The sequence below is a fragment of the Corynebacterium sp. MSK158 genome, from assembly GCF_030229085.1.
Classification (GTDB): domain Bacteria; phylum Actinomycetota; class Actinomycetes; order Mycobacteriales; family Mycobacteriaceae; genus Corynebacterium.
Genome location: NZ_JASPHJ010000006.1, coordinates 1 through 12,894 on the forward strand (window position 1 = coordinate 1; position 12,894 = coordinate 12,894).

The following is a 12,894-nucleotide window of genomic DNA, read 5'->3' on the forward strand; positions in this document are numbered from 1 at the left end:
AGCATATACTTTCCGGAAACCTACAGGTCAATCCGTGAAAATCCGCGATTCCGGACACACTTTTTGACCCTTAACCCGGAACCCATGCCGGTAGAAGACATCAAGCAGGTCTTGGAGGACGCTCAATCCGCACCGTCCAATTCCAATACCCAACCGTGGAACGTGCACGTGGTGGGCGGAGAAAAGCTCAAGGAGCTTAGCGCCGCATTGATCAAGGAATTCGATACCAACGGCCTTAGCCCAGACTTCACCACAGATTATGGTGAGGGCATCCATCCCCAGCGTTCCCAAGAACTGGCCGCCAAGATGTACGGGCTGCTTGGCATTAAGCGCGAGGATAAAGAAGGCCGCGTAGAGTTCGTCCGCGAAAATCTGCGCTTCTTTGGCGCGCCCCATGCGGTGCTGCTTTTTATCCCGCCGATGGGCGACCGCATCCGCGCCGCCTTTGACCAGGGAACCTACACCGAAAACTTCCTGCTTTCCCTCGAGGCACATGGTTATCACGGCATCCCGCAAGGCATGATTTCCCTGATTGCGCCAACCGCACGTAAATTCCTCGGCGTGGACGAGGACTACAAGCTGGTCACCGCCATTACCTTTGGTACGGCCGATGAATCTAGCCCAGTCTTTAATACGGCTCCGGGCCGCGCGCCGCTCTCAGAGACCGTAACTGTGCACGGCATCGAGGGACTAGAGCTCGACTAGATCCGCGGCGGTGATTTGTGTGGGCAAAGGTGGCCGAAGGGGGCGTCGGCAAGCATAGAATTGAGTCCATGGATATCACTCTTGCGACCTTTGACCATGCGCCGGAGTCCGCACTGCGCGGCGTTCGGTTTAAAAACACGTGGGTGCCTTCGGAGAACTATGCGGACTCCCGCCGCGGTACCCTGACCGGACAGTACCCACAGCGCCAAGCCACCACGCGCATCAGTGAGGTTTTTGCTGGGGTGGGCTACGAGGTGCGTGAAGACACGCACCCTGCCGGTGAAGACGTCTTTCGCTTGCTAGAACAGCCCAGCCTGGAGGAACTCGACCAGGTTGAAGGCGTCATTGCCGTCTGCTCCCTGCTAGGTGGAAATGCCCCGATGTCGGTGTTGTGGCCGGGCGTGGCGGAAAGCGGGGAGAATAACGAGCTGGTCTCCCCTATTGACTTGGCGCCCACCCTCGCCGCCATTGCCGGGCTGGATGTGCGACCCAATGCGCGCCTGTCCTTCGATGGGTTGAACTTGGTTCCGGTGCTGCGCCACGGCGCCTCGGGGCACGCCGCGTTGTTCTTTGACAATGGCGTGCGCATGATTGACGCCGCGCTTATCGACGGCACCGCTACCCCACCCCACGAGCGCGCCCGCCTGCAAGATGAGTGGGAGACATGGAATAAATTCATCACGCTCGGCCCACTGCAGTAGGCAGGTAGTCTGGGGCGCATGAGCGTACCTAACATCACCCTTAATGACGGCAATACCATCCCGCAGCTGGGCTTCGGCGTATTCCAGATGGATCCGGATAAGACCGAAGAGCTGGTAGCCGAGGCCCTGCGCGTGGGCTATCGCCATATCGATACCGCCGCTATCTATGGCAACGAGGAAGGCGTGGGCCGGGCAATTGCCAAGTCCGGCATCCCGCGCGAGGAACTTTTTGTCACCACCAAGCTGTGGAATGACCGCCAGACCGATGCCGCCGCAGCTCTTGATGAGTCTTTGGACAAGCTCGGCCTAGAGTATGTAGATCTCTACCTCATCCACTGGCCTACCCCGGCGAAGGGAACCTACGTCGAGGCCTGGCAACAGCTCATCGAGCTGCAGAAGCAGGGCAAGGCAAAGTCCATCGGCGTCTCCAACTTCGAACTCGAGCACCTGGACCAGCTGGAGCTCAAGACCGACGTCAAGCCGGCGGTCAATCAGGTTGAGCTTCACCCTTACCTGCAGCGCTGGCGCGAGCTGGACGCCTTCCGCGCCCACACCGTAGCTATCGAGGCATGGGGGCCTTTGGGCCAGGGTAAGAGCGATATCTTGGACGCGCCCGAGGTCACCGACGCCGCTGCGGCGCACGATGTCAGCCCAGCGCAGGTCGTCATCCGTTGGCACCTGCAAAATGGCGTCATCCTCTTCCCTAAGTCCGCCACGCCATCGCGCATCGCGGAGAATTTCGACGTCTTCGGCTTTGAGCTCACCGAGGACGAGATGTCTGCCATCACCGCCTTGGATGAGGGCGAAGAGGGACGTGGCGGTCCGCACCCGAATGACATGAATGACGCCTAAACCTTAGCGCCTCGGCCGACTCAGCCGGTGCGCACACAGAAACGCCGCGAAACCAACTTTGGTCCGCGGCGTTTATTCTTCGTGGCTTAGGCCTCCGGCAGCTCCGGAGCGATGCCGGTGCGCTCGTATTCCGCCAAGATGTCAATGCGACGCTGGTGGCGCTCCGCGCGGGACCATTCTTGGTCCAGGAAAGCATCGACGATTTCCAGTGCCTGCTCCTCAGTGTGCATACGACCACCGATGCCGATGAGCTGGGCATTGTTGTGTTCGCGGGCAAGGCGGGCGGTCTCTGCGGACCACGCCAGTGCGCAGCGAGCACCCTTGACCTTATTGGCGGCAATCTGCTCGCCGTTGCCGGAGCCGCCAAGCACGATGCCCAGGGAGCCCGGGTCATTGACGGTGCGTTGTGCCGCTTCGATGCAAAATGCCGGGTAGTCATCCTCGGCATCGTAGGTATGGGCGCCGCAGTCAATGACTTCGTGGCCCTGCTTGGTGAGGTGTTCAGCAATCAGGTTCTTGGTTTCGAAACCTGCGTGGTCTGCTCCTAGATATACGCGCATGGCCCATATCCTACCGGCCCGGCGCGCCTTGAGGAGGCTTAGCGCCCACCCTGTTTCGTATTACATTTTCCTGATAAGCTCGCGGGCAGCCACGATCGCTATAAAGGAGGAAAGCCATGCCTATAACCAAACCAGTCCTTGCGCTCTACGGCGGGAGCCTTCTTGCCTGCATCATCCTGCTTGGCGTTCAGGTTTCCGGCGCCGGAGGCTTCCTCCTCCCGCTTATCGCGAGCATTCTTGCCACTTTGGCTCACCTAGGCCTGGGTGTGTGGTGGATTGCACAAAAGGTGCGCGGGAACCCGCGGGCCAACGGGGGAGCGATTGCGGCCGGCATTATCGCGCTTCTCGCTGGAGCCTCGTGGGCCTCCTGGGCGCTTGTCGCGTGGGACGACTTTCGGACCGGCATGGAACTTCCCTCTATCAATATCGCAGGTCTGCCGGCATTTATCTTGACCCCGCTGACCATCGCACTGTGCGTCGGCGCCGCGATTCAGCTGCGCCGACGTGAAAAGACCGCTTAGTCCTCCTCCACCTGCGGCATCTCGGTGCGGGAGCGCTTGAGCTCGAAGAAGTAGGGGTACTGGGCAAGGCGCAGGGAGGCGTCGAAAAGCTCGCCTGCTTCTTCACCGGTAGGGATGCGGGTAATGACTGGGCCGAAGAAGGCGGTCTCGCCCAGCTTGATAACCGGGGTGCCTACCTCATCGCCCACAGAAGAAATGCCGTTGTGGTGGTACTCGCGCAGCTTTTCGTCACATTCCTCGGTATTGGCTACCTCGGCGAACTCTGCTGGGAGGTCCACCTCCGCTAGGGCCTGAGCGATGATGTCATCATAAGCGCCAAAGCCGGTGCGCCCGCCATTGCCCTTGGCGTGAACCAGGGTGCCCATCGCAGTGTAGAGCTCGTCTACCTTCTCAGGGCGTTCGGCCTTGACCTTGGCAAAGACGCGGGCTGGGCCCCAGTTAGCCTTCATCATGTCCATGTAGGTGGAGTCTAGATCGCGGCCGTCGTTAAGCACGGACAAGGACATAGGCTCGAACTCCACCTCAATGTCGCGCACCTTTTCCACTTCCTTAATCCAGCGCGAGGTGGCCCAAGCGAAGGGGCAGGATACGTCGAACCAGAACTTTACTGCGTCAGCCATAAATACTCCTCTGATTGAAAAAGTTTGCCCCACCAGCCTAGGTGCACGACTACTGTGGATGCAGAACTATTTTCGACTTAGAAGGAGAATATAGGCCATGACCTCTATAAACCTGACTCGCGAGGAAGCGGTTCAGCGCTCCCGAATGATCGAGGTGGACCACTACGATGTCACTTTAGACCTCAAGTATTCAGACACCCACTTCCTGTCCACCACGAAGGTGAGCTTTACCTCGCGGGAAATCGGCTCGACTTTTATCGATCTACGCGCCGAGGAAATCCAGGAGGTACGTCTCAACGGCAATCCCCTGCCCACTGCTTCCTATAACCCCACCTACGGCATTCCCCTGTCTGGCCTCCAGGTGGCCGACTACACGCTTGAAGTCACCGCCACGATCCCGTATTCCCGCACCGGTGAGGGCCTGCACCGCTTTGTAGACCCCGCCGATGACAAGGTCTACCTTTATACCCAGTTTGAAACCGCCGATGCCAAGCGCGTCTTTGCTTGCTTTGACCAGCCGGATATGAAAGCCACCTACGCGCTGCATTTCAAGGCGCCCGAAGAGTGGACCATCATTAGCAATGGCCCGATGAGCTGGGAGGGCGATGTAGCCAGCACGGCTATTGACTACCCACTATCTACCTACCTGGTTGCCTTGTGCGCCGGCCCGTACCACGAGGTCACCGATACCTGGCGCGGCGAGCTGACCGCACACCCAGAGGGTAAGCCGGCCCAAAAGCTCGAGGTGCCACTCGGCATCTATTGCCGCGCTTCGCTGGCCCACGCGCTGGATGCCGAGCGCGTGTTCACGGAGACTAAGCAGGGCTTTGATTTCTACCACCGCAACTTCGGTTTCCCCTACCCCTTTGGCAAGTATGACCAAATATTCGTGCCGGAGTTCAACGCCGGCGCGATGGAAAATGCCGGCTGCGTCACCATCCGCGATGAGTACGTCTTTACTTCCCAGGCCACGCACTATAAGTACGAGCGCCGCGCCGATACCGTCCTACACGAGTTGGCCCATATGTGGTTCGGTGACTTGGTCACCATGCAGTGGTGGGACGATTTGTGGCTCAATGAGTCCTTCGCCACCTGGTCCGCCGCCATCTCCCAGGCGGAGGAAACCGAATACGATACCGCGTGGGTGACCTTTGCCAATGTGGAAAAATCCTGGGCCTATCAGCAGGATCAGCTGCCGACTACCCACCCGATTTCCACCGACGCCAGCGATATCGAAACGGTGGAGCAAAACTTCGATGGCATCACCTATGCCAAGGGCGCTTCGGTGCTCAAGCAGCTGCAGGCTTATGTCGGCCGCGACAACTTCCTCGCCGGTGTGCGCCGCCACTTCGCCGCCCATGCATGGGGCAATGCCACCTTTGATGATCTGCTGCGCCACCTAGAAGAGGCCTCCGGCCGCGACCTTTCCTTCTGGGCGCAACAGTGGCTCAAGACCTCCGGCATCAATACGCTCAGCGTGGCGCTCAATGCGGATGAGTCTGGCACGATTACCCATGCTTACCTCACCCAGGCCGGCGATACCCTGCGCACCCACCGCGTGGCGGTAGGCCTGTATAACCTGCAGGACGGCAAGGTGGTGCGCACCGATCGCATCGAGATGGATATCGATGGCGCTACCACCGAGATTCCAGAGCTCATCGGCCGCCAGTTGGGAGACATTGACTTCCTCCTACCCAACGACGATGACCTGACCTATTGCCTCATCGAGCTGGACGCGGGTTCCCTGCAATTCCTGCTGGACAATATTGATAAGTTCGCCGATCCCATGGCCCGCACCCTGTGCTGGTCCACCGCCTGGGAGATGACCCGCGCCGGCACTATGCGGGCCCGCGATTTCATCCAGCTGGTTGCCCGCGGCATGCAGGCGGAGACGGAGCTCGCCGTCCTCGAACGCATTGTCCTGCAGGCCTCTAGCGCGCTGAAGAACTATGCCGATCCACAGTGGGCGGCTCAGAGCACCCTGCTTGCCGACGCCCTCCTCGACGGCGCCCACAGCCCCGATGCCCAGCGCTCCATCATCTGCACCCAGGCGCTGGCGAAGATTCGCCTGCATGATAGCGCACGCGAGTACCTGCGGGGCGTACTCGAGTCCTCCGCGGATGCGGGGCTGCGCTGGTCCGCACTGGCGGCACTCGCCGCAGATGGCGCGGTAGAGGACGCCGCTGCTGCCACGGATGCGCAACTCGAGCGCGATAATTCCGCCACCGGCTACTACTCTTCCCTGCGTGCCCGCGCAGCCGTGGCAACCGCCGAGAACAAGCGCGCGGTATGGGAAGAAATCGTGGCGGGAAATCTCACCAACCGCGAGCTCACTTCCAAGCTGGAAGGCCTGCTCTACCCGCATAGCGATGAGTTCCTGCCCACCGCAGAGTTCTTCGATATCGCGGAAAAGGTGTGGTCTTCCCAGTCTTCAGAGGTGGCGCTTACCACCGTGACGGGTCTCTTCCCTTCCTGGGATATCACGCACAAGGGCCTGGACCGCGCCGATGCCTTCTTGAAAAAGGAGCTGCCGGGTGGCCTGCGCCGTACCGTCACCGAGCAGCGTGACCGCGTGGCCCGCGCGCTGCGCAACCGCCAGGTCGACGCTAGCTAAGCCGGCTTCCCGCGCCGTTGCCCTGGCCCGGCAGAGGTTGCGGCGCGGGATCCTCACCCAGGACCACCTCGACGTTGGCGATATCAGAGCGCAGCGACTCTTCAACATAGGCAAAGACCGCGCCCGACTTAGTCTTTAGCAGCCGCACGAACCGAAGCAGTGGGTGTGACCGGCTCACGTGCAAAAGTTTCTGCTCTTCGGTGCGAGCGGTAGCGGCACGCATGCTCTCGCGCTTAAAGACGGGCTTGAGGTTGTAGCCAGCCAGGATTTCCATAATGGGCTCGCGCAGATCGTGCTGATTGAGATCGGGAGCCATATCTACCGGGATGGTGTAGCGCGAAAGGATGACGGGCTTGCCATCGACGGTATAGAGGCGCTTGATATCCCACGCAAAGGTGGAATCACTAACGCCCAGTACCGCTGCCACATGCTTGGGCACGTGGGCTTTATTGACGGAGACCACGCGTACGGCGGTGTCGTGCCCGCGCTCGCGCAGCTGGGTGACAATATTGTCTTTGTTGGTCAGGCTCAGTGTAGGGGGAACCGTGCGCACATAGGTGCCACCACTGCGCCCGCGGCGTCGGGCAATGAGGCCTTCTACTTCCAAAATGTCTAAGGCGTGGCGCACGGTCATGCGCGCGACATGAAATTCCCGGACCAATTCGCGTTCGGTAGGAAAACGCTGACCGGGTTCTAATTCATTGCGTTCGATCTTGTCGCGTAGGGCATCCGAGATACGGAGATAGGCGGGCCGCTTTCGGCTTTGGGAATTCACAGCCCCCGAGTGTAATGGACACCCCTGGAAACCAAACCCATTAATGTGTGATGTCCATTACCACCACTTGCGTTCTTACTTGCGCAGATGTAGCTCAATTCGCGGCCTGACCTGGATTTCCGTCAGCTGGGTGGTGGGCCCTGCCTCCACCACGGTACGAATGGCACGAGCCACCTCAGCCGGGGCAATAACCTGGGAGGGATCATAATCCTGCAACCCCTTAAGCATCGGGGTATCGGTAGGCCCTGGAGCCACGGTGGATACGCGGATTCCCGGCTCAGAGATGCGCAGTCCATCGGCGAGTGCATACAACGCGTGCTTGGTCGCCGCGTAGATGACGTTATCGCCGTAGCTGTGACGTCCAGCGCCAGAGTTAATAAAGACCACGGTGCCTTCCGCTTTGCGCAGCTGCGGCAGCAAGGCGCGGGTCAGCTCAGCAGGGGCATGCACGTTGAGGTCCATGTGCGCGCGCCAATTTTCCGGCGTGGCTTCCTCCACGGAGTACTTGGTAGCTCGCGCGGCCGCGTGGACGAGTACATCCACGCGGTCTAGCTCCGGTAGCTTCATGCCCTCATCGAGGCCGGCGACGAGGTCGATGGCTACCGGCGTAATGGAGTCCGATTCGGGCAGTTCTGCCGCGCTACGGCCCAGTGCATACACGTGGTAATCACCGGCTAGGTCAGCGATGATTTCGCGGCCCATACCGCCGGTAGCGCCGGTGACGACGGCGACCTTCTGCGGGGCTTCGCTCTCCGAGTGTGCTGGTGCGGTGACGTTCTCAGTATTAGTCATGCCGCCCCATCATAGGGATCCTTCGCCTTCAGCGCCGCGCCGGAGCAGTCGCCGCCGGTAGGCAGCTAGCGGAAGCGCTTAGGCACGTCCGGTTGCCCCAAGGTGAGCATCAAGCGATTAGCCCAGTTGAAGAAGGAGGAAGCATAAATCAGGTCCAGGATGGATTGATCATCGAATCCAGCCGCACGCAGGTCCGCGCATAGTGCCGCATCAAAGGCAAACGGGGTTTCCGTGAGCGCCACGGCGGCGCGACGGATAAGGTCCCATTCCTTTGAGCCAAGGTCAGCATCGATGCCCTCGTCCAAGAGGCGGTCTACGATTTCACGGTCGCCGCCTTCCTGCACGCACCGCGCCTGGTGCACGGAGGCACAGTACTCGCAGCCGTTGTAGCGCGAAGCCACAGTAGCGGCGAGCTCGCGGTCCGCACGGGAGAGCCCACCTTCGGTGTTGTAGAAAATGTCCAGGTCAGTCAGCGTGCGCGCCTTCAAGGCCGCAGGGTCGCGGGCGAGCAAGCGGAAGTACTCGGAATCGATGCGCTCGGGCTTGATGAGGGCATCGGTATGCACCGCGGTGAAATCCTCCTTCGCCAGCGCCTCTACCCAGGGCTTCCAGCCCAGGGAGTGGTTGACAAAGTGGTCCGGCAGCACGGTATCGGGCTGCAACGTAGTCTTGGTAGCCTTCCAACCCGGATCGGCCACGCCGGCGGTGCGCTCGGCTGCGGGGCGGGGTGCGGAATCCTCGCCAGAAAGTACGCGCAGGCCGTGGACCACGCGCAGCTGGAAGGCCAAAAATGCCACCAGCTGGGACAGGCTGACAATGTCCGTGGCAGACCATCCTGCGGCATCGAGGTGTCCGATCGCCTGCGGGGAGGCGTCCTTAGGGTGGAAGGCCAGAAGGTGCGCCCAATCGAAGGTCGCAGCTAGGCGCGTGCCCAGCGCGGCTTCCGCGGCGGTATCACCGAAGATAAGGAAATCACCCTGGTGATACGGGCCGGTGGACACACCGCGCTGGCTCGCGGCGCGCACGGCGGCAACAAGGTCCTCGTCGGCCTCATCTTCCAGCAAGTCGAAGTAGAAATCCGCAGCCTCGCTCGCCTGGTAGATTGCAGCGGTAAAAGCTGCTACGGCATAGCGCTCCGTATAAGAGAACTCGCCTGGTTCTGCAGGCTCGAGCAAAGCGCTAAAGCTCAGCTGCGCATTGTCCTGCGCATCATGGCGCGCACGGCGCAGCTGTTGCACCTCGGCGCTGGCGTGGGAGAGCTCATTAATAATGTCGGTCATATTCTCAGTCCAACCTTTCTGGGGCGCGGTTATAGCCCCAAGTTTAGGTCTCCGGCACGATAGCGGGAGCCTGGGATGGCGTCAATTAGCTGGCGCGTGTACTCGGTTTCCGGATGCGCAAAGACCTGCGCGGTAGGTCCAGATTCCACTTGCGTGCCGTGGGAGAGCACGGAAACGGTATCGGAAATTTGATTGACTACCGCCAGATCGTGGGAGATGAAGATATAGGTAAGCTCCAGCTCGCGCTGCAGCTCGTCGAGCAAGCGCAGGATCTGCGCCTGCACGGTGACGTCGAGCGCGGACACGGCCTCATCAAGCACCACGAGATCGGGCTCGATGATCATGGCGCGGGCGATGGCCACGCGCTGGCGCTGGCCACCGGAAAGCTCGCGGGGACGGCGGGAAGCCATGGAAGAATCCAAGGCCACCAAATCAAGAAATTCGCGGGCTTTGGCACGCGCATCCCGCTTGGAAGCGCCGGTGAAATTGCGCACCGGTTCGGCGATGGTATCGCCAATGCTCAAGCGCGGATCCAGCGAGCCAAAAGGATTTTGGTAGACCATCTGGATCGAACGGCGCAGCTCGCGGCGACGCTTGCCACGGGCGGAGCTAATGTCTTCCCCGCCCAAGCGAATGCTGCCGGAGGTAGGCGTGCTCAACAAGGAAATAGCGCGGCCGGTGGTGGTCTTACCGGAACCAGACTCCCCCACCAATGCATGGGTGGTGCCGCGGGCCACGGAAAAGTTGATGTCCTCCACCGCGGTGAAATCCCCGAAACGTTGGCTCAGCCCCTCCACCTCGAGCAAGGTTTCGCGTTGCGCGGGCGCGGCGGCCCGCACAGGAGATGCGGCCTGGGAGGAAGTGGGGGCGGTGAGCGAGGGGGCGTCGGCAAGCAGGCGCTTGGAGTAAGCGTGCTGGGGATCGGTGAGGACGCGGGCAGCAACGCCCGACTCGCGGACGGTGCCCTTTTCCATCACCACGATGTTATTGGCACGGTCACCCGCCACGGCCAGATCATGGGTAATGAAAAGGATGCCCATGGTGAGCTCTTCACGCATCTCATCCAGAAGGTCCAGGATGATCTTCTGCACGGTGACATCGAGCGCGGAGGTAGGCTCATCGGCGATGATGAGCTCCGGCTCCAATGCCACGGCCGCGGCAATGAGCACGCGTTGCTTCATTCCGCCGGATAGCTCATGCGGGTACTGGTGATAGCGGCGCTGCAGATCATCAATGCCCACGCGCTCCAAAAGCTCCAGTGCGCGCTTCTTCCGGGAGGCCTTATCACCCTGCCCGTGGATGGCCATGCCCTCCTCCACCGAGGCACCGATGGTCTTGAGCGGGTTAAGCGAGTTATTCGGATCCTGCGGAATAAGTCCAATACGGCGACCACGCAGCTCCCGCCACTGCTTTTGGGAATACTGGGTCACGTCGCGGCCGTCGAAAGTAATGGTGCCGGAGACAATCGAAGCATTGTCTGGCAGCAGACCAATGGCGGCCATGGCGGAGGTGGACTTGCCGGAACCGGACTCGCCAACGATGGCGGTCATCTCGCCAGGGTTTACCTCGAGCTCAATGCCGCTTACCGCTTCTACCTCACCGTGCGCGGTGCGGTAGGTAATGGATAGATCACTAATGCTAAGCAGGGACATTAGGCCGCCTTTCGCAGTGTCTGGCTGAGGTGGTTAGCCGCGAGGACCACGGCGACGATGACAATGCCCGGGGCGATGGTCAACCAGCCGGCCGTGGCGATGTAATCGCGCGATTCAGAGATGAGCAAGCCCCATTCCGGGGTTGGGGGCGGAGCGCCATAGCCCAGGAAGCCAAGGGTGGCTAGCTGCAAAATGGCCAGGCCAAATTGCAGGGCTGCTACAGCGAAGACCGCGGTGAGTGAATTGGGAAGAATATGGCGCACGAGCACTTGGAAGGAAGAACCGCCGGAGCCATAGGCGGCCTCGACGAAATCGGAGTCGGCAACACTAAGTACCTGGGAGCGTGCAAGGCGCGCAAAGGTGGCCACCGAGGTAATACCTACGGCGATGGCGGCATTGAAGATGCCGTGGCCCAGCACGATGATGACGGACAGGGAGAGCAAGAGTCCGGGGATGGACAGCAGCACATCCACGATGCGCATGATGACGGCATCGACCCAGCCGCGGCGCACGCCGGCGATAATGCCCAAGATGGTGCCGACGATGAGTCCAAAAAGTACGGCCAGCAGCGCGCCTAGTAGGGATTGGCGCGCGCCATAGACTACGCGGGTATAGAGATCGCGGCCGACGGCATCCGTGCCGAACCAGTGCTGGAAGCTGGGTTGCAATAGCGCCGTGGTGTCCCCGCCCTGGTTAGGGTCCTGGGAGGTAAATAGTTGGGGGAACAGGGCGCAGAGCACCGCCAGGCCCAGCACAATCAGCGAGATGATGGTGCCCGGGGTGAGCTTCAGCTGTGTGGATTTAAGCTTCATGCTTGGACCTTCTTCTCGTTCGTTGCGGTGGTACCGGCGGTGGTGGCAGCGGTGGCGGAGTTAGATGCAGTCTCGTGCTCGCGCTCGCGCAGGCGCACGTCAAGCACTGGGTAGAGCAGGTCCACAAGCAGATTGATAAGGACAAAGACGGCGGCGGCTAGCACCACAATGGCCAGCAGCACCGAGGTATCGCGGTTAGCCACCGCATCCACGGTGAGCGCACCGATGCCGTGGCGGGCGAAGACCGCTTCCGTCACCACGGAGCCGCCGACGAGCTCACCAAAGGTAAGGCCGGCCATGGTCAGTGCCGGCAGCAGCGCGTTGCGCAAGACGTTGCGCCACAACAACCAGGCACCGCTAGCACCCTTGGCACGTACAACCTGCACGAAGGACATATCCATTACCTCATCGATGGAGCGCAGCAGTACCTGCGCCAGCGGCGCGGCCACGAAGATGGCCAGGGTGATTACCGGCAGGATGAGGCTTTCGGCGTCGCTCGCGCCGATGACCGGCACCCAGCCCAAACCAAAGGAGAATATCTGGATCAAAATGATGCCGATCCAGAAGGTGGGCAGGGAAACCATCACGGAAGGCAAGCTGCGGAAGAAACTGCGCAGCCAGGAAAATGGGCCGAAGGTAGAGACAATAGCCACCAGGAAGGCCAGAACCACGCCTACGAGGAAGGCGAAGACTGCCAGCGCCAGCGTGGAAGGAAGGGCATCTGCCAGCATCTCCGATACGGCGGTACCGGTGGCGACCGAGAAGCCGAAATCACCGGTAAGGAACCCGCCGAGCGCGCTGAAGTAGCGGCTTAAGATCGGCTCATCGGCACCATAAACCTCGCGGATGGCGGCCAGCTGTTCGGCGTTGAGCCCCAAGTTGGGGTTGTCATAACGGGTCGCTACGGCGTCACCAGGCAAGGCCGCCAAAAGAATGAAGGAAAGGGTGAAGGTTGCCCAGATAACGAGCACGGCTTGGCCGATGCGCAGGGCAATAGTTTTCAGGCTCAT

13 protein-coding genes are annotated in these 12,894 nt (G+C 60.8%); 5 read left to right on the forward strand and 8 right to left on the reverse strand.

The window, feature by feature from the left end; translation table 11 throughout:
- Positions 1 to 63 precede the first annotated feature (63 nt).
- The 3 genes from QP915_RS06000 (at position 64) to QP915_RS06010 (ending at position 2,258) form a co-directional block, all read left to right on the forward strand.
- Positions 64 to 705 (forward strand): nitroreductase family protein, encoded by a 642-nt coding sequence (locus QP915_RS06000; RefSeq protein WP_502869324.1) that lies wholly within the window; start codon positions 64 to 66, stop codon positions 703 to 705.
- A gap of 68 nt (positions 706 to 773) precedes the next feature.
- Positions 774 to 1,406, forward strand: a complete 633-nt coding sequence (locus tag QP915_RS06005; protein ID WP_284768624.1) for a hypothetical protein — start codon at positions 774 to 776, stop codon at positions 1,404 to 1,406.
- A gap of 18 nt (positions 1,407 to 1,424) precedes the next feature.
- Complete coding sequence (locus tag QP915_RS06010; protein ID WP_284768625.1) at positions 1,425 to 2,258, forward strand: aldo/keto reductase; 834 nt, start codon at positions 1,425 to 1,427, stop codon at positions 2,256 to 2,258.
- 86 nt (positions 2,259 to 2,344) lie between these two features.
- On the opposite strand, the gene QP915_RS06015 is transcribed toward QP915_RS06010, so the two are convergent.
- On the reverse strand, positions 2,345 to 2,818 hold the full coding sequence (locus QP915_RS06015) for a ribose-5-phosphate isomerase (protein WP_005327249.1): 474 nt from the start codon (positions 2,816 to 2,818) through the stop codon (positions 2,345 to 2,347).
- Between the two features lie 116 nt (positions 2,819 to 2,934).
- Between QP915_RS06015 and QP915_RS06020 the strand changes: the two genes are divergently transcribed.
- On the forward strand, positions 2,935 to 3,339 hold the full coding sequence (locus QP915_RS06020; protein WP_284768628.1) for an MFS transporter: 405 nt from the start codon (positions 2,935 to 2,937) through the stop codon (positions 3,337 to 3,339).
- Here QP915_RS06020 and QP915_RS06025 read toward each other — a convergent pair.
- Positions 3,336 to 3,959, reverse strand: coding sequence for a mycothiol-dependent nitroreductase Rv2466c family protein (locus tag QP915_RS06025; RefSeq protein WP_284768630.1), 624 nt, complete (start codon positions 3,957 to 3,959; stop codon positions 3,336 to 3,338). The two genes, QP915_RS06020 and QP915_RS06025, sit on opposite strands and share 4 nt — an antisense overlap.
- A gap of 97 nt (positions 3,960 to 4,056) precedes the next feature.
- On the opposite strand from QP915_RS06025, the gene pepN reads away from it, so the two are divergent.
- Positions 4,057 to 6,573, forward strand: coding sequence for an aminopeptidase N (gene pepN / locus QP915_RS06030; RefSeq protein ID WP_284768632.1), 2,517 nt, complete (start codon positions 4,057 to 4,059; stop codon positions 6,571 to 6,573).
- Here pepN and QP915_RS06035 read toward each other — a convergent pair.
- The 6 genes from QP915_RS06035 to QP915_RS06060 all read right to left on the reverse strand — a co-directional run bounded on the left by QP915_RS06035 (position 6,566) and on the right by QP915_RS06060 (position 12,894).
- On the reverse strand, positions 6,566 to 7,348 hold the full coding sequence (locus QP915_RS06035) for a GntR family transcriptional regulator (RefSeq protein ID WP_284768634.1): 783 nt from the start codon (positions 7,346 to 7,348) through the stop codon (positions 6,566 to 6,568). The genes pepN and QP915_RS06035 overlap by 8 nt on opposite strands.
- A 75-nt stretch (positions 7,349 to 7,423) precedes the next feature.
- Positions 7,424 to 8,140, reverse strand: coding sequence for an SDR family oxidoreductase (locus tag QP915_RS06040; RefSeq protein ID WP_284768636.1), 717 nt, complete (start codon positions 8,138 to 8,140; stop codon positions 7,424 to 7,426).
- A 65-nt stretch (positions 8,141 to 8,205) separates the two neighbouring features.
- Complete coding sequence (locus QP915_RS06045) at positions 8,206 to 9,420, reverse strand: alkylhydroperoxidase domain protein (protein WP_284768637.1); 1,215 nt, start codon at positions 9,418 to 9,420, stop codon at positions 8,206 to 8,208.
- 29 nt (positions 9,421 to 9,449) lie between these two features.
- The gene (locus QP915_RS06050) at positions 9,450 to 11,072 is read right to left on the reverse strand and encodes a dipeptide ABC transporter ATP-binding protein (protein ID WP_284768640.1); all 1,623 of its coding nucleotides are present in this window, start codon (positions 11,070 to 11,072) and stop codon (positions 9,450 to 9,452) included.
- Positions 11,072 to 11,884, reverse strand: coding sequence for an ABC transporter permease (locus QP915_RS06055; protein ID WP_284768642.1), 813 nt, complete (start codon positions 11,882 to 11,884; stop codon positions 11,072 to 11,074). Before QP915_RS06055 ends, QP915_RS06050 begins: the two co-directional genes overlap by 1 nt.
- On the reverse strand, positions 11,881 to 12,894 hold the full coding sequence (locus QP915_RS06060) for an ABC transporter permease (protein ID WP_284768643.1): 1,014 nt from the start codon (positions 12,892 to 12,894) through the stop codon (positions 11,881 to 11,883). The genes QP915_RS06055 and QP915_RS06060 overlap by 4 nt, the downstream gene beginning before the upstream one ends.

Excerpts from the sequence above, each read along its gene's own strand:
- QP915_RS06055 (WP_284768642.1), bottom strand. The coding sequence starts at position 11,884 with ATGAAGCTTAAATCCACACAGCTGAAGCTCACCCCGGGCACCATCATC.
- QP915_RS06020 (WP_284768628.1), top strand. The coding sequence starts at position 2,935 with ATGCCTATAACCAAACCAGTCCTTGCGCTCTACGGCGGGAGCCTTCTT.
- QP915_RS06015 (WP_005327249.1), bottom strand. The coding sequence starts at position 2,818 with ATGCGCGTATATCTAGGAGCAGACCACGCAGGTTTCGAAACCAAGAAC.
- QP915_RS06005 (WP_284768624.1), top strand. The coding sequence starts at position 774 with ATGGATATCACTCTTGCGACCTTTGACCATGCGCCGGAGTCCGCACTG.
- QP915_RS06060 (WP_284768643.1), bottom strand. The coding sequence starts at position 12,894 with ATGAGCCTGAAAACTATTGCCCTGCGCATCGGCCAAGCCGTGCTCGTT.
- QP915_RS06010 (WP_284768625.1), top strand. The coding sequence starts at position 1,425 with ATGAGCGTACCTAACATCACCCTTAATGACGGCAATACCATCCCGCAG.
- QP915_RS06045 (WP_284768637.1), bottom strand. The coding sequence starts at position 9,420 with ATGACCGACATTATTAATGAGCTCTCCCACGCCAGCGCCGAGGTGCAA.
- pepN (WP_284768632.1), top strand. The coding sequence starts at position 4,057 with ATGACCTCTATAAACCTGACTCGCGAGGAAGCGGTTCAGCGCTCCCGA.
- QP915_RS06050 (WP_284768640.1), bottom strand. The coding sequence starts at position 11,072 with ATGTCCCTGCTTAGCATTAGTGATCTATCCATTACCTACCGCACCGCG.
- QP915_RS06025 (WP_284768630.1), bottom strand. The coding sequence starts at position 3,959 with ATGGCTGACGCAGTAAAGTTCTGGTTCGACGTATCCTGCCCCTTCGCT.
- QP915_RS06040 (WP_284768636.1), bottom strand. The coding sequence starts at position 8,140 with ATGACTAATACTGAGAACGTCACCGCACCAGCACACTCGGAGAGCGAA.